Source organism: Variovorax sp. GW821-FHT09B05 (assembly GCF_059418265.1).
Map to the genome: position 1 here is coordinate 368,875 of NZ_JBWKPN010000007.1, position 15,297 is coordinate 384,171.

General features: G+C 70.6%; 15 protein-coding genes. 9 read left to right on the plus strand and 6 right to left on the minus strand.

What is annotated here, in order from left to right:
• Nucleotides 1-164: 164 nt before the first annotated feature.
• From AC07RM_RS20525 to AC07RM_RS20545, 5 genes are all read right to left on the minus strand, one after another.
• A complete protein-coding gene (locus tag AC07RM_RS20525; protein ID WP_495335688.1) occupies nt 165-902 on the minus strand; it encodes a response regulator transcription factor in 738 nt (245 codons plus the stop codon).
• Complete coding sequence (locus tag AC07RM_RS20530; protein ID WP_495335689.1) at nt 899-3,040, minus strand: sensor histidine kinase; 2,142 nt, start codon at nt 3,038-3,040, stop codon at nt 899-901. The genes AC07RM_RS20525 and AC07RM_RS20530 overlap by 4 nt, the downstream gene beginning before the upstream one ends.
• A 277-nt stretch (nt 3,041-3,317) precedes the next feature.
• Complete coding sequence (locus AC07RM_RS20535; RefSeq protein ID WP_495335690.1) at nt 3,318-4,724, minus strand: class II fumarate hydratase; 1,407 nt, start codon at nt 4,722-4,724, stop codon at nt 3,318-3,320.
• Nucleotides 4,725-4,737: 13 nt separating this feature from the next.
• Complete coding sequence (locus AC07RM_RS20540; protein WP_398493403.1) at nt 4,738-6,093, minus strand: cation:dicarboxylate symporter family transporter; 1,356 nt, start codon at nt 6,091-6,093, stop codon at nt 4,738-4,740.
• Nucleotides 6,094-6,117: 24 nt separating this feature from the next.
• On the minus strand, nt 6,118-7,494 hold the full coding sequence (locus AC07RM_RS20545) for a class-II fumarase/aspartase family protein (protein WP_495335691.1): 1,377 nt from the start codon (nt 7,492-7,494) through the stop codon (nt 6,118-6,120).
• 92 nt (nt 7,495-7,586) lie between these two features.
• On the opposite strand from AC07RM_RS20545, the gene AC07RM_RS20550 reads away from it, so the two are divergent.
• The 9 genes from AC07RM_RS20550 (at nt 7,587) to AC07RM_RS20590 (ending at nt 14,341) form a co-directional block, all read left to right on the plus strand.
• A complete protein-coding gene (locus tag AC07RM_RS20550) occupies nt 7,587-8,318 on the plus strand; it encodes a GntR family transcriptional regulator (protein ID WP_495317334.1) in 732 nt (243 codons plus the stop codon).
• 108 nt (nt 8,319-8,426) lie between these two features.
• Entirely contained in the window at nt 8,427-9,446 is a 1,020-nt protein-coding gene (locus tag AC07RM_RS20555; protein ID WP_495335692.1) for a Bug family tripartite tricarboxylate transporter substrate binding protein, read from the plus strand.
• A gap of 59 nt (nt 9,447-9,505) precedes the next feature.
• Nucleotides 9,506-10,171 carry a response regulator gene (locus tag AC07RM_RS20560; RefSeq protein WP_296739584.1) on the plus strand — a complete coding sequence of 222 codons (666 nt, stop codon included), beginning with the start codon at nt 9,506-9,508 and terminating at the stop codon, nt 10,169-10,171.
• A gap of 7 nt (nt 10,172-10,178) precedes the next feature.
• Nucleotides 10,179-11,612: a sensor histidine kinase gene (locus AC07RM_RS20565; RefSeq protein ID WP_495335693.1), complete on the plus strand. Its 1,434-nt coding sequence runs from the start codon at nt 10,179-10,181 to the stop codon at nt 11,610-11,612.
• A gap of 38 nt (nt 11,613-11,650) precedes the next feature.
• A complete protein-coding gene (locus tag AC07RM_RS20570; RefSeq protein ID WP_495335694.1) occupies nt 11,651-12,685 on the plus strand; it encodes a tripartite tricarboxylate transporter substrate binding protein in 1,035 nt (344 codons plus the stop codon).
• A 31-nt stretch (nt 12,686-12,716) separates the two neighbouring features.
• A complete protein-coding gene (locus AC07RM_RS20575; RefSeq protein ID WP_057593617.1) occupies nt 12,717-12,902 on the plus strand; it encodes a hypothetical protein in 186 nt (61 codons plus the stop codon).
• A gap of 13 nt (nt 12,903-12,915) precedes the next feature.
• Complete coding sequence (locus AC07RM_RS20580) at nt 12,916-13,101, plus strand: hypothetical protein (protein ID WP_431509414.1); 186 nt, start codon at nt 12,916-12,918, stop codon at nt 13,099-13,101.
• A 32-nt stretch (nt 13,102-13,133) separates the two neighbouring features.
• A complete protein-coding gene (locus AC07RM_RS20585) occupies nt 13,134-13,595 on the plus strand; it encodes a YiiD C-terminal domain-containing protein (protein WP_057593613.1) in 462 nt (153 codons plus the stop codon).
• Between the two features lie 8 nt (nt 13,596-13,603).
• Complete coding sequence (locus AC07RM_RS20590) at nt 13,604-14,341, plus strand: IclR family transcriptional regulator (protein ID WP_495335695.1); 738 nt, start codon at nt 13,604-13,606, stop codon at nt 14,339-14,341.
• A gap of 59 nt (nt 14,342-14,400) precedes the next feature.
• Here AC07RM_RS20590 and AC07RM_RS20595 read toward each other — a convergent pair whose 3' ends face one another.
• Entirely contained in the window at nt 14,401-15,297 is an 897-nt protein-coding gene (locus AC07RM_RS20595) for an HpcH/HpaI aldolase/citrate lyase family protein (RefSeq protein WP_495335696.1), read from the minus strand.

The following is a 15,297-nucleotide window of genomic DNA, read 5'->3' on the forward strand; positions in this document are numbered from 1 at the left end:
AGGAGGCGCATGGCATGTGCGGCATCACTGCGCTGCCGCTTCGAGCGAAATTCTCAAGTTCCGCTACTCGATTTGCACCTTACTTTTTCTTGCAATGAACCCCGCAAATCCCTCTGGAAAACCGTGGCCCCGCCGACAAAGGAATGCCTTCGTACTCGCCTGGATCAAGGCTCGATGCGCGCATCCCCCTGGAAGCTGTAGCCCTCGCCGCGCACCGCGACGATCGGCAGCTTCTCGCCGCTGGCCTGCTCGGCCTTGCGCCGCAGGCGCGAGACCGTGACATCGAGGTTGCGCTCATAGGCTTCGAGGCCGGGCCGCCCCATCGCCGCGAGCAGCGTGCCGCGGTCCACCACTTCGCGCGGCTGCTCGATCAGGCATTGCAGCAGCCGCGCTTCCGCGTTCGACAACTGCACGCGCTGGCCGGTGGGCGACAGCAGCAGCCAGGTGGTGTAGTGATAGCGCCAGGGCGCGTGCACGGCGAGTTCGCCGGCCTCCGCGACGCCGGGCTCGCGCATCCCCTGCCCCGGCGTTTCCTGGCTGCGCTGCAGCAGGTTGTTGAGCACCATCTCGAGCTCGCGCAGGTTCACCGGCTTGACCAGGTAGTAGTCGGCGCCCAGTCCCAGTCCATGCAGGCGGTCGTTCAGCATGCCGCGCGCAGTCAGCATCACGATGCGCATGGCGCTGCGCGATCGCAGCCGCGCCAGCACGCTGAATCCATCCTCGCCCGGCAGGTTGACGTCGCACACCACGGCATCGAAATCCTGCCGCTCCAGTTCCGCGTCGAGCTTCTCGGCGCTGTCCACGCCATGGGCCAGCATGCCCACGCCGCGCAGGTAGCGCAGCACCGTGTCGCGCAGGTCCTCGTCGTCCTCGATGACCAGCACGCGGGTGGCGGCGGTCATCGGCCGCCTCCGGGGTCGGCCATCGACATCGCGATCGCACGACGGGTTTCCGGCGGCTCGGCGCTGCCCAGCAGCGGCAACGTCAGCGTCAGCACGGCGCCCTCGCCGGGCCCGTTGGACGCGACCACGCTGCCACCGTGAACCGTGGCGATGCGGTGCACCATGTGCAGGCCCAGCCCGATGCCCGGAATGCGCCGCACGCCGGCCGCGCGATAGAAGCGCTCGAACACGTGCGTCAGGTCCTGCGGCATGAAGCCCGGGCCTTCGTCGCACACCTGGATGCAGACGCCCGGTATCGCGTCGCCCTCGGGAAAATCGTCGGAACGGCAGCGCCGGATGCCGGCGCGCACGCGCACCGGCGAATGCGGCGGCGCGTACTTGATGGCGTTGGTCAGCAGGTTGTCCATCGCGATGTGCATCAGCGTCTCGTCCGCCAGCACCGGCAGCTCGCGCGCGTCGAGCTGCAGCGAGATGCGCCCGCCGGCGACGCCCTCGTTGTGCTCCTCGATCTTCTCGCGCAGGAACACCGCGAGCTCGATCGGCGCCAGGCTCAGGTTGTTGCTCGAGGCATCGAGCCATTCGTCGGCCAGCAGGGTGTCGACCAGGTCACGCATGCGAAAGACCGTGCGGCTGATCTTCTCGGCCTCCTTCTTGACCTCCTCGCGCGCCAGCCCGAGCCGGTCGTCCGAGAGGATCTGCGCCGAGCCGCCGATGGTGCCGAGCGGCGTGCGGAACTCGTGCGACACCATGGCCAGCAGGCCGCGCTGCTCGCGCAACGCCAGCGCCAGCTGGTCGTGGGTGCGATGGTGCTCGGCGATCTCCTGGCGCAGGTCGCGCGTGCGCTCGTTCACGCGCCGCGCGAGCCGCGCGCGATGCCGCAGCGACAGCGACAGCGCCCGCCGCTCGCGATGGCGCACGCGCCAGCCCAGCGCGAAGAAGAAGGCCATGATGTGCAGGATGCTGCCGAACACATAGCTGTACTGCGTGAGCTGCGTGTAGGGCAGCCACTGCAGGTTCTTGGCGAAGTGCACCGAGCCCATCAGGAAGTAGATCGCATAGCCGATCAGCCCCGGCCAGGCCTGGATGTTCCGGCGCAGCGCCATGACGCACATCGGCACCACGCAGGCCGCGAAGACCACCCACGCCAGGTTCAGCGGCCGCGCGACATGCCCGTAGCCGCCGGCGATGGCCACCGCGCACGCCGCGAGGCAGACCAGCGTCATGACCTGGAACACGCGGTTCATGCGCGGGAACTGCCGCTCCATGTCGAGCAGCACGCGGGCGAAGCCGAACGCGGCCGCCGTGTGCAGGCAGACCGAGAAGTTGTGCAGCCGAACGGCGGCCACGGGGCTGTTCTGCAGCCACAGGAATGCCGGCATGCCCTCCGAGCTCCCGAACAGCAGGCCGAGCGTGACGAGGTAGCCGGCGTAGGCGATGAAGCGGCGGTCCGGCAGCGCAATGCCCATCATCAGGCTGACCACCGCCATCAACAGGGCCATGCCGACGACCGCCGCGTCGGCGTAGTTGAGCCGCTGCTGCACCGTGGCCAGTTCCCTCAACGGCGAGACACCGCCGGCGAGGCTCAGGGTGCGGTCGCCCGCCAGGCGCACCCAGACCCAGCGCGGCTCGGTATCGGGCAGCGCGGGCAGGCGCACGGCCGAGATCGACCAGGGCATCTCGCGCTGGGCGCTGGCACGCATCCCGCCCAGCGCGCGGTGCGCGAAGCCACCGTTCGCGCCGGCGCCGGCATCGGGCCACCAGACGTCGAGGTAGTCGACATACGGTGCATTGAGCCGCAACCACCAGCCGCTCTCGAGCGGGCGCTCGACCTCCGCGGGCGAAGCCTGGACCTGGAAGCGCACCCACCACGCGCCCCGGGCGTAGCCGCCGTTGAGGGCGCCTGGCAGCGTCTCGAATCGTTCCTGGTAGGGCGACGATGCCACCTGCTCGCGCGTCAGCTGGCCGGTGGCGTCGTAGTAGGCCTGCGAACGCCCGTCGAGGTTGCGCTCGAACATGCTCAGGCCGGCATCGAGCCGCAGCGGCCCCGGCTGCGCCTGGCTCGGCAGCGCCAGGCACGCGAGCAGCAACCAGGCGAGTCCCAGCGCCGCGCGGATCGCGGCGCACCGCAACCCGAACATCGTCCGGCATGGCGCCATGAATGAAGTGGCCGTCCGGGTCCTCGAATTCATGCGGGGCTTCGCGGGAATGGGTGTGCTCGTCCGTCAGGGGTTCTGGAACTACCGGCATCCGTGGCGCCTGCTCGCCGCCCTCGGGATGGGTGGAGGCCGGGCGCCATCGCCGCGCGGACTCCGCCGCCGTTTCGCCCCGGATTCTGGGGCGCGGCCGCGGAGTTTGCACCTTACTTTTTCTTTCACCCTGCTGTTTCGCGGCCCCCCGGCCCGGCGCCCGGGTCCCTCAGGCCGCAGCGCTGCCCGCGGGCCTGGCCATCGCCGCCGGATCGACGAGCCGGTCGTACGCGTCGCCGTCGATGAGCTGCAAGGCGATGGCCGCCGCCCGCGGCGTGATGCCGCGCGCGAGCGCCTCGCGCGTGATGCGCGCCACGCGGTCGTAGCCCAGCACGGGATTCAGCGCCGTCACCGCCAGCAAGGCGTTGTCGACGTTCGCCGCGAGCCGCGCGCGCTCGGGCTCGATGTCCTTCACCAGCCGCTCGGCGAACACGCGCGAGGCATCGGCCAGCACGCGGATCGACTGCAGCAGGTTCTGGATGATCAGCGGCTTGGCCACGTTGAGCTCGAAGTTGCCCGAGGCGCCCGCCATGGTGATGGTGAGGTGGTTGCCCATGGCCTGCAGCCCGGCCTGCACCACCACTTCGGCGATGGTCGGGTTGCGCTTGCCCGGCATGATCGAGCTCGTGAGCCCGTCGTCCGGAATGCGCAGCTCGCCCAGGCCGCAGCGCGGGCCCGAGCCCAGGAGCCGCAGGTCGTTGGCCATCTTCACGAGCGAGGTCGCGAGCACGTTGAGCGCGCCCGACACCTCCACCAGCGCGTCGTGCGAGGCCATGCCTTCGAACTTGCTGGGGTTGGGCGCGAAGGCGATGCCGCTGAGCGCGCTCAGTTCCTCGCAGAAGGCGGCATCGAAGCCCGGCGGCGCATTGAGCCCGGTGCCCGCCGCGGTGCCGCCCTGGGCCAGCAGTTGCAGCCGCGCGAAGGTGGCGTCGATGCGGTCGATGCCGTGGCCGACCTGGCGCGCGAAGGCGTCGAAGCTCTGCCCCAAGGTCATCGGCACCGCGTCCATCAGGTGGGTGCGCGCGATCTTCAGCACGTCCGCGAAGGCTTCGCTGCGCTCGTGCAGGTGCTGCTGCAGCAACTGCAGCGCGGGCCGCAGGCGCTCGCGCAGTTCGAGCGCGGTCGCGATGTGCATCACGGTCGGAAAGCTGTCGTTCGACGACTGCGAGGCGTTGACGTGGTCGTTCGGATGCACCGGCGACTTGGTACCGAGCGGCTGCCCCAGCAGTTCGTTCGCGCGGTTGGCGATGACCTCGTTCGCGTTCATGTTGGTCTGCGTGCCCGAGCCCGTCTGCCACACGGTGAGCGGAAAGTGGTCGTCGAAGCGACCGTCGCGCAGCTCGGCGGCGGCCTCGAGGATCGGCGCCGCCTGCGCCGCGTCGAGCGCGCCGCAGCGCACATTGGCGCGCGCCGCGGCCATCTTCTGCAGGCCGAAGGCGTGGATCAGGCCCGCGGGAAAACGCTCCTCGCCGATCTCGAAGACCCCCAGCGCGCGCTGGGTCTGTGCGCCCCAGTAGCGGTCGGCCGGAATCTCGACGGGGCCGAAGGCGTCGTGTTCGATGCGCATGGCGGTCATGGCAGTCATGGCATCAGGCCCGCGCGGCATGGGCGTCGACGGGCGCCACGCCGTCGTCGAGGTCCTGGTCGGCCTGCGCGGTGTCGGGGTAGCGCTCCGGGTAGAGGTGGCGCTCGGCCTGCTGCGCGTCGAAGGTGCCCGACCACTTGGCGACCACCACCGTGGCCACGCTGTTGCCGATCACGTTGCAGGTCGAGATGGCCATCGACAGGAAGCGGTAGACGCCGAAGATCACCGCCAGGCCCTCGACCGGCAGCAGCCCGGTCGAGGTGACGGTGGCCGCGAACACCACGAACGAGCCGCCCGAAACCGTGGCCGCGCCCTTCGAGGTCAGCAGCATCAGCAGCAGGATGCCGATCTGGTGGTCGAGCGTGAGCGGCACGCCGTAGGCATGCGCGATGAACATCACGCCCATGGCCATGAAGATCGAGGTGCCGTCGAGGTTGAAGGCATAGCCCGTGGGCAGCACCAGGCCCACGGTCTGCTTGGCGCAGCCCAGGCGCTCGAGCTTCACGAGCAGGCGCGGCAGCGCGCTCTCCGAGGAGGCGGTGCCCAGCACGATCAGGATCTCGTCCTTGATGTAGCGCAGGAAGCGCCACAGGCTGAAGCCCGCGAACTTCGCGACCAGCCCCAGCACCACCGCGATGAACAGCACGATCACCGCATAGAAGCTCAGCACCAGCTGCGCCAGCGCCACCAGCACCGCGGAGCCGTTGCTGCCCACCGAATAGGCCACCGCGCCGAAGGTGCCGATGGGCGCGAGCTTCATCACCAGGTTGATGAACGAGAACAGCACCTCCGAGATGATGTCGAGGCCGCCGTTGATCTTCTCGCGCCGGCTCTCGGGGATCGCGAGGATGCCGATGCCCACCATCACCGCCAGCACCACCACCTGCAGCAGCTCGCCCTTGGCGAAGGCGCCGACGAAGTTGTCGGGCACGATGTGCGCCATGAATTCGAGGAAGCCCTGCGGCGCGGCGGCCTTCACCGCCGGTGCCGCGGCCGCGCCGGCCACCGAGGCCATGCCCTTGCCGGTCTGCAGCAGGTTGCCCGCGAGCAGGCCGATGACCAGCGCGATGGTCGAGATCACCTCGAAATACACCAGCGAGCGCCAGCCCACGCGCCCCGCGCTGCGCACGTCGCCGGCCGAGGCGATGCCGTGCACGATGGTGAGGAACACCAGCGGCGCCACGCCCGCCTTGATGAGCGACAGGAACATGTCGCCCAGCAGCTTGAGCTGCCCCGCGAACTTCGGGAACAGGAAGCCGACCGCGATGCCCAGCAGCAGCGCGACCAGCACCTGCATGCCTAGCTTGCGGTACCAGGGCAGCTTCTTCGGCGGCGCGACCAGGGTGGAATCGTTGAGCATGGTTGTCTCCTTGGGTGCCCGGGCTCAGCCCCGGGCCTGGGCGGACAGCGCCAGCGCGCGGTCCACCATCCGGGGCGCGAGGCCCAGGTAGTTGGCGGGGTCGGTCAGGCGATCGATGGCCGCGCGGTCGAAATGCGCCGTGACCTCGGGCAGCGCGGCCAGCGCTTCGGCCAGCGTGCCGCCCTTCTCGTTGACGGTGCGGCAGGCGTCGTAGACCACGTCGTGCGCCTGCTGGCGACCGATGTGCGGCGCCATGCCCATCATCACGGCCTCGGCCACGATCAGGCCGCGGCTGATGCCCAGGTTGTGCTTCATGCGCGCCTCGTCGACGATCAGCCCGCCGAGCGCGAACTTGGCCTGGTGCAACGCACCGGCCGTGAGGATGAAGCTCTCGGGAATCGCGATCCACTCGGCATGCCAGGGGCCGGTGGCGCGCTCGAAGTCCTGCACCATCGCATCGACCATCAGGCCCGCATGCTGGCGCACCGCCTTCGAGGCCGCGAGCATCAGCTCGCTCGAGATCGGGTTGCGCTTCTGCGGCATGGTGCTGCTCGCGCCGCGTCCCTTCACGAAGGGCTCGTAGACCTCGGCGAACTCGGTCGAGGCCATGATCATGATGTCGAGCGCGATCTTGCCGAGCGAACCGGTGATGAGCGCCAGCAGGTTCACCGCCTCGGCGAAGCCGTCGCGCGCCACGTGCCAGGTGGTCGCGGGCACGCCGAGCTCGAGTTCCTCGGCCATCGCCGCCTGCACCTCGAAGCCCTTGTCGCCCAGCGAGGCCAGCGTGCCGGCCGCGCCCGCGAACTCGACCACGGCCACGCGCGGGCGCAGCTCGGCCAGGCGCTGCTGGTGGCGGTCGAACATGGCGAGCCAGATCGCGACCTTGTAGCCGAAGGTCACGGGCAGCGCCTGCTGCAGGTGCGTGCGCCCGGCCATCGGCGTGTCGCGGTGCTTGCGCGCGAGGTCGGCCAGGATGCCGCGCAGCTCGCGGATCTCGGCGTCGACCAGGTCGAGCGCATCGCGCACCTGCAGCGCGACGGCCGTGTCCATGATGTCCTGCGTGGTCGCACCCCAGTGCACGTAGCGGCCCGCCTCGCCGCACATGGCGACCAGCTGGTGCACCAGCGGCAGGATCGGGTAGCCCACGATGTCGGTCTCGTGGCGCATGTGGTCGAAGTCGATGCGCTCGATGCGCGACTCGCGCGCGATGACCTCGGCCGCGTCGGCCGGGATCACGCCCACCTTGGCTTCGGCGCGCGCCAGCGCGATCTCGGCATCGATGTAGCGCTGGATCAGCGCCACGTCGGAGAACAGCGCGCGCATCGGCGCGGTGCCGAAGGCGTCGCGGAAAAGGATCGAATCGACGACGGTGCTGGCCATCGGGAGGGAGGCGGAGGACATGGACGGGCCTTGATATGTTCGGACATATTTAATTTAATATGTTCGGACATATGCATGAATAGGGTTTACCCTTAGGTCAAAATCGAGCCACCATGAACAAGCCGCGCTTCACCGACATCGCCCAGGAACTGAAGGAAGGCATCGCCTCGGGCCGCTTCCCGCTGGGCTCGCTGCTGCCGACCGAACTCGAGCTGCGCGACCACTATGGGATCAGCCGCCACACGGTGCGCATGGCGCTGCAGGAACTGCAGGACGCGGGTCTGGTGTCGCGGCGCAAGAACGTGGGCACGCGCGTCGAGTCGACGGTGGCGCGCATGGGCTTCCAGCAGTCGCTGGCCTCGGTGGAGGACCTGATGCAGTACGGCGCCGCCCACCTGCGCCTGGCGCCCGAGATCGACACCATCGCGAGCAATGCCGCGCTGTCGCGCCTGCTCGGTTGCGAGGAAGGCACGCGCTGGCTGCGCATCTCGAGCCTGCGCATGGAGGAAGGCCCGCAGGGCCTGCCGCTGGGCTGGACCGACATCTACGTCGACACCCAGTACGCGGCGCTCGAGGCGCTGGTGCGCGCCGCGCCCGACACGCTGGTCAGCGCGCTGCTCGAGCAGCACTACGGCCTGCGCGTGGCCGAGATCGTGCAGCAGGTGCGCGCGGTCGACGCCTCGGCGGCCATGGCGCGCAAGCTGCGCATCGAGGCCGGCAGCGCGACCTTGCAGATCCTGCGGCGCTACCTCGACGCCGAGGGCGAGGTGCTCGTGAGTTCGGTCGCCACGCACCCGGGCGAACGCTTCTTCATCACCACGCACCTGCAGCGCGCGAAGGGTTGAGAAGGTGTGAATGAACCTGCTGCGCGGCCGCCAGCGGGACTGACAGCATTCCGACAGCCAGCCCCAGGCACCATGCGGCCTTCCCGAAAAACCACGGAGACAAGACCGATGCGCCTCGACCTTCCCCATGACCTGGGTTCGCCCACCCGCCGCCAATGGTTGCAATCGGGTAGCGCCCTCGCCCTCGGCGGCCTGCTGCCGGGCTTCGCCGGCCTCGCGCGCGCCGACGACACCTGGCCCAACAAGTCGGTGCGCTTCGTCGTGCCCTTCGCGCCGGGCGGCAGCTCGGAGATCGTGGCGCGCTCGACCGCGGTGGAGCTGTCGCGCACGCTGGGCCAGAGCGTGTTCGTCGACAACAAGCCCGGCGCGGCCGGCAACATCGCGATGAGCGAGGTGGCGCGCAGCACCGACCAGCACACGCTGATCCTGGGCCACATCGGCACGCTGGCGGTCAACCCCTACATCTTCGCCAAGCTGCCCTACGACGCGAACAAGGACTTCAAGCCCGTGAGCCTGCTGGCCAAGGTGCCCAGCCTCTACGTGGTGCACCCCGACGTGCCCGCGAAGAACCTCAAGGAGTTCATCGCCTATGCCAAGAGCAAGCCCGGCAAGCTCAGCTACGGCTCGGCCGGCAACGGCAGCGCGGGCCACCTCGCCTTCGAATACCTCAAGATGACCTCCGAGGTCTTCATGCTGCACGTGCCCTACCGCGGCACCGGCCCGATGGTGACCGATCTGCTCTCGGGCCGGCTCGATGCCTCGGCCATCGGCGCGGCGGCGGTCATCCCCTTCATCAAGGCCGGCAAGGTGCGCTGCATCGCCACCGGTTCGGCCAAGCGGCTGGCCCAGTTGCCCGACGTGCCGACCGTGGCCGAGCAGGGCTTCCCGGGCTTCGAGATGACGCAGTGGTACGGCATGCTCGCGCCGGCCAACATCACGCCGGCCCAGCTCGCCAAGCTCTCGACCGAGACCATGAGCGCCGTGAAGTCGCCCGAGTCGATGCGCCGCCTGACCGGCGACGCGGCCGAGGCCGTGGGCGGCACGCCCGAGCAGTTCGCGCAGTTCATCGCGAGCGAGCAGGCGCGCTGGCAGAAGGTGATCGCACGGGCGGGCATCAAGCCCGATTGAGCGCGGACCTGCGGGAAAGCCGCCTGGGCGGCGGCACCGCCGCGCCCTACAGTCGCCCCATGCGCATCCTGCTGGCCGAAGACGAACACACCCTGGGCACCTGGCTCAGCAAGGCGCTCGAGCATGCGGGCATCCAGGTCGAATGGGTGGACGACGGCCGGCTGGCCGACCGCGCGCTGCAGCAGCGCGACCACGATGCGCTGGTGCTCGACCTCGGCCTGCCCGGGCTCGACGGCCACGCGGTGCTGCAGCGGCTGCGCGAACGCGACCAGCGGCTGCCCGCGCTGATCCTCACGGCGCGCGACTCGCTCGACGAGCGCGTGAGCGCGCTCAATGCCGGCGCCGACGACTTCCTCGCCAAGCCCTTCGCGCTGGCCGAGCTCGAGGCCCGGCTGCATGCGCTGGTGCGCCGCGCGCGCGGCGTCGAGCATCCGCGGCTGGCCTGCGGGCCGCTGGTGTACGACGGCGCGCGGCGGCAGTTCACGCTGGCCGGCGAGGCGCTCGCGCTGTCGCCGCGCGAGCTCGCGGTGCTGCGCGTGCTGGTGCAGCGCAGCGGCGAGCCGCTGTCGAAGCAGCAGATCCTCGAGCGCGTGTTCTCCGACGACGAGGAGGTGCATCCCGAGGCCGTCGAGGTGCTGGTCTACCGGCTGCGCAAGCGCCTGGACGGCAGCGGCGTGCGCATCGTCACGCTGCGCGGCCTGGGCTACGTGCTCGAGGCGGACTGAAGACGGCATGGTGCGTTCCTCGGTCGCCTGGCTGCGCCGCGCCAGCCTCTGGCAGCGGCTCGCGCTGCTGCTGCTGCCCGCGCTGATCGCCGTCACCGGCATCGAGCTGTGGCGCACGCGGCACGATGCGCTCGCGTCGGCCAACGCGGCCTACGACCGCTCGCTGCTCGGCGCGCTCAAGTCCATCGACGCCAACATCTCGACCGCCTCGGGCGGGCTCTCGGTCGAGCTGCCCTACACCATGTTCGAGTTCTTCGAGCTCACGGCCAGCGGCCAGGTGTTCTTTCGCGTCGCCACCTCCGACGGGCTGGTGGAACTCGGCAGCGCCGACCTGCCCGCGCCGCCCGCTTCGCTCGCGCTCGGCGTGCCGGCCTTCTACGACGCCGAGTATTTCGGCGAGGCCGTGCGGCTCGCGGCCTACCGGCGCGAGCTCGACCGCGCGCCCGCGGGCAGCGCCGGGCGCAGCGTGCTGATCCAGGTCGGCGAGAGCACGCGCTCGCGCCAGGAATTCAGCACCCGCTTCGTGCGCAGCGCGGCCCTGCGCGACGCGCTGGTGCTGGCGCTGCTGGTGTTCGGCACCGGTGCCGCGCTGGCGGCGGCGCTGCGGCCGCTGTCGCGCCTCGCGCGCGAGGTCGAGGCGCGCAAGCCCGACGACCTCACGCGCATCGCCGACACCGACCTGCCCGCCGACGTGCGGCCGCTGGTGGCCGCGGTCAATCGCCAGATGTCGCGCACGCAGGACCTGGTGGCGCAGCAGCGCCAGTTCCTCGACGATGCCTCGCACCAGCTGCGCACCCACCTCACCACCTTGCAGATGCAGGCCGACTACGCGCAGCGCCAGCACGATCCACTGCAGGTGCGCGCCGCGCTCGACGCGCTCGGCACCGAGATCGGCCGCGCCACGCGCAGCGCACAGCAGTTGCTGGCGCTGGGCCGCAGCGACACCGTGGCCGTGGCGCCAGCCGCGTTCGAACTGGCCGGCCTGCTGCGCGAGGTGGCCGTCGACCTGCTGCCGCAGGCGCGCGCCAAGCGCATCGACCTCGGCATCCAGGCACCCGACGAGGCCGCGGGGCATGCGCAGGTCGAACTCGTTGCGGTGGCCGACCGCGCGCTGCTGCGCGAGGCGCTCACCAACCTCGTCGCCAACGCCATCGCCTACACGCCGGCCGAGGGCACCATCACCGTGTTCGCGGCCGGCGATGCGGCCGGCTGGAGCCTCAATGTCGAGGACGACGGCCCCGGCCTCGGCGAGGAGGAACGCGCCCAGCTCGGCCAGCGCTTCCGGCGCGGCGCGCGCGCCGGCAAGGGCGGCTTCGGGCTCGGCCTGGCCATCGCGCGCTCGATCGCGCAGCGCCATGGCGGCGAACTGCGGCTCGAGGCACGCGAAGGCGGCAGCGGGCTGCATGCCATCATCTGGTGGCCGAAGCCGGGCACGGCCTGAGCGCCTTCGCGCCTCGTTTCGCGGCCAGAATCCCCGCCATGCCGATCCGCATCGATCACCCTCGACGCCACGCGCTGCGCGCGCTCTCGGCGCTGCTGCTGCCCGGCGGCGCGATGCGCGCCTTCGCGGCGCCGCAGCTCGATCCGGCCGACCCGTCGCAGGCCGCGGCCGAATGCATCATCCCCGCCAAGGCCGGCGGCGGCTTCGCCCTCACCTGCGCGCTCGCGCGCGACGCGCTGCAGGCCGTGCGTCCCGCGCGCGCGCCGCTCGCGCAGCGCTTCCTGCCGGGCGGCATCGGCGCCGTCGCCTTCGACCGCATCGCCACCGGCCGCCTCGGCGGCCCGGGCACGCTGGTCGCGTTCTCGAGCGGCTCGCTGCTCAACCTCGCGCAGGGCCGCTTCGGCCCGCATCCGACCAGTGCCGTGCGCTGGGTCGCCGCGCTCGGCACCGACTACGGCGTGGTCGTGGTGCACCGCGATTCGCCCTACCGCAGCCTGCGCGAGCTGATGGCCGCGCTGCGCCAGTCGCCGTCGCGCATCGTGTTCGGCGCCGGCGGCACCGTCGGCAGCCAGGACTGGGTGAAGGCCGCGCTGCTGGTGCGCGCCGCCGGCGGCGACCACCGCGCGATGCGCTTCGTCTCCTTCGAAGGCGGCGGCGATGCGCTCGGCGCGCTGCAGGGCCGGCATGTCGACGTGTTCGCGGGCGACGCCGCCGAGGCGCTGCAGGCCATGGCCGGCGGCACCGCCGTGCGCCTGCTCGCGGTGCTGTCGGAAGCGCGGCTCGGCGGTGCGCTCGCGGGCGTGCCGACCGCGCGCGAACAGGGCGTGGACCTCGTGTGGCCCACCGTGCGCGGCCTCTACATCAGCGCCGACGTGCCCGACGCCGCGCTGCGCGCCTGGACCACCGCGTTCGAGGAGGCCATGGCCGCGCCCGGCTATGCTGCGCTGCGCGAGCGGCATGGGCTCTATCCCTTCGCGCTCACGGGGGCCGCGCTCGATGCCTATGTGCGGGAACGCATCCAGGCGTATCGGCAGCAGGCGGAGGAACTGGGGTTGCGGCGGTGGAATCCTTGAGACGGATCGCGAACGGCAACGGCAACACGAGATGAAGCGCTACTTTCATTCGAAGCTCGACGCGGCCTTGCAGCTGCTCGAAACCCTCATCGGCTTCGGCCTGGTGTCAGGCGCCGCGGTGGCCGCGGCCCTGGGGCAGTTCATCCTCGGCGGGATCCTGGCGGCGCTGGCGATCGGGGTGTTCCTGCGCTTCAAGCGGGGGCGGGTGCGCAAGTAGACCGCCGGCCGATATGCTCGAAGCCCTGATCTCCCCCACCTCCTGCGTCGGCGCAGCGGCAGGCCTGCTCATCGGCCTCGCGGTCCACTGGTTCGCCCCGGCCGACATCGACACCGTGCAGCTCGGCGCCTGGCTCGTGGGCATCGGCTGGGCCGCGGGCCTGGCGTGGGACCTCATGCACACGCACCGGCCGAAGTAGCACGACACACACATCCCAAAGAGACCACCGCATTGAACCCCGCAGACCTGGAGCACTACCTCCACGACCATATCCCGCTCTCGAAGGCCATGGCCGTGTCCGTCGCCTCGGTGGCGCCGCATGAAGTGGTGCTGCGCGCACCGCTCGCGCCCAACATCAACCACCGCGACACCGTGTTCGGCGGCAGCGCCTCGGCGGTCGCGATCCTCGCGGCCTGGTCGCTGCTCAACACGCGGCTGACGGCCGAGGGCCTGGCCAGCCGGCTCGTGATCCAGCGCAACACCATGGCCTACGAGCTGCCGATCGAGGGCGACTTCATCGCGCGCTCGGCCTTCGACGAACCCGCGCAGTGGCTGCCGTTCGCGCGCATGCTGGCGCGCAAGGGCAAGGCCCGCATCTCGGTGTCGTCGCAGCTCGAATACGGCGGGCAGGTCGTGGGGCGGTTGACGGGCGAATTCGTGGCGCTGCGGCCGCCGCCCGAACCGACCGCGTAGCAACGGCCATGCAGAACACCCTCGTGAAATCCGCAGTGCGGGTCTTCGAACTGCTCGAGCTGTTCGAGGCCGAGCAGCGGCCGCTGCGCGTGGCGGAGATCGTGCAGAAGCTGGGCGCGCCGCAATCGAGCGTCTCGATGCTGCTCAAGACTCTGGCCAGCCAGGGCTACATGGAGTACGAGCGCGCGACGCGCAGCTACTGCCCGTCGGTGCGGGTCGCGTTCCTCTGCGAATGGGCCACGCACATGCCGGGCCAGCGCGAAACCATCCATGACACGCTGCGCCGCCTGGCCAACGAGACCGGCGAGTCGGTGCTGCTCGGGCGCAAGAGCGGCCTCTCGATGCAGTACATCTCGGTGATCCAGTCGCAGCATGCGCTGCGCTTCTCGCCCTCGCCGGGCGTGAAGCGGCCCATGCACCACGCCGCCATCGGCATCATGCTGCTGAGCGAGATGAAGGACGAGCAGATCGAGCTGCTGCTGCGGCGCTACAACGCCGAGCGCGGCAAGAGCGGCCCGATCGCACGGATCGCGCAGACCCTGCGCGCGGTCGAGCAGGCCCGCGAACAGGGCTGGTACGAATCGGCCAATCTCGCGACCTCGGGCGCGGGCGTGATCGCCACCCTGATTCCCACCAAGATCCGCAGCCAGCGGCTGGCGATCGGCATCGGTGCGCCGGTCGATCGGCTGCACCAGCGGCGCAAGCAACTGCTGCCCGCGCTGCTGGCCGCCGCCGGCAACTGCTGAGAAGGTGTGAATGAACCTGCTGCGCGCGACGGTTCCTTCACACCTTCTGAGCCCGCCCTTCAGCGGCTGTTGCCGCGCGCCTCGATCGCAGCCTGCATCGCCAGCAGACGCTGCGCCTGCGCGAGGTGCAGCCGCTCGACCATCCGGCCCTCGAGGTTGATGACGCCCGCGCCGGCATGCCGAGGCAGCTCGAAGGCCGCGACGATCGCCCGCGCCTCCGCGAGCGCCGCCGCCGACGGAGAGAAGGCCGCGTTCGCCGGCGCAATCTGCGACGGGTGGATCAAGGTCTTGCCATCGAAGGCCATGCGCGCCGACTGCAGGGCCTCCGCATCGAAGCCCGCGGTGTCGGCGAAGTCGTTCCAGACGCCGTCGAGCACGCAGACGCCATGCCGCTTCGCGCTCAATACGACACCCATGAGCCAGGGCATCAGGTAGCGACGGCCGTCGCCCGCGAACACACCGGTTTCCTTCGCGAGGTCGTTGGTGCCGACCACGAGGGCATCGAGCCGTGGCCGCGCGCCGAGGCCCGCGCGCACGATGTCGTCGAGCGCCGCGAGCGCATCGGCCGTCTCGACCATCAGCCATAGCCGCAATTCAGCGCCCAGGCCATGGCGCAGCGCCGCCTCCGACAGGAAGCGCACATCGTTCGCGCTGCCGATCTTGGGCACCAGCAGCGCATCGGGGCGGCAGCGCGCCACGGTGCGCATGTCGGCATCGAAGTCCGCGCTGCCGATGGCGTTGATGCGCACCACCCTGTACTGCGGCCCGGGCCGTCCGGCTTCGAAGACCTGCAGCAGGTGGCCGCGCGCCGCCTCCTTCATCTCGGGAGCGACGGCATCTTCGAGGTCGAAGACGACGGCATCGGCATCGAGGCCGCCGACCTTGGCGAGGGCGCGTGGATTGGAGGCCGGAACGTAGAGCGCCGAGCGGCGCGGTGGGTGCTGAAGTGCATTCAT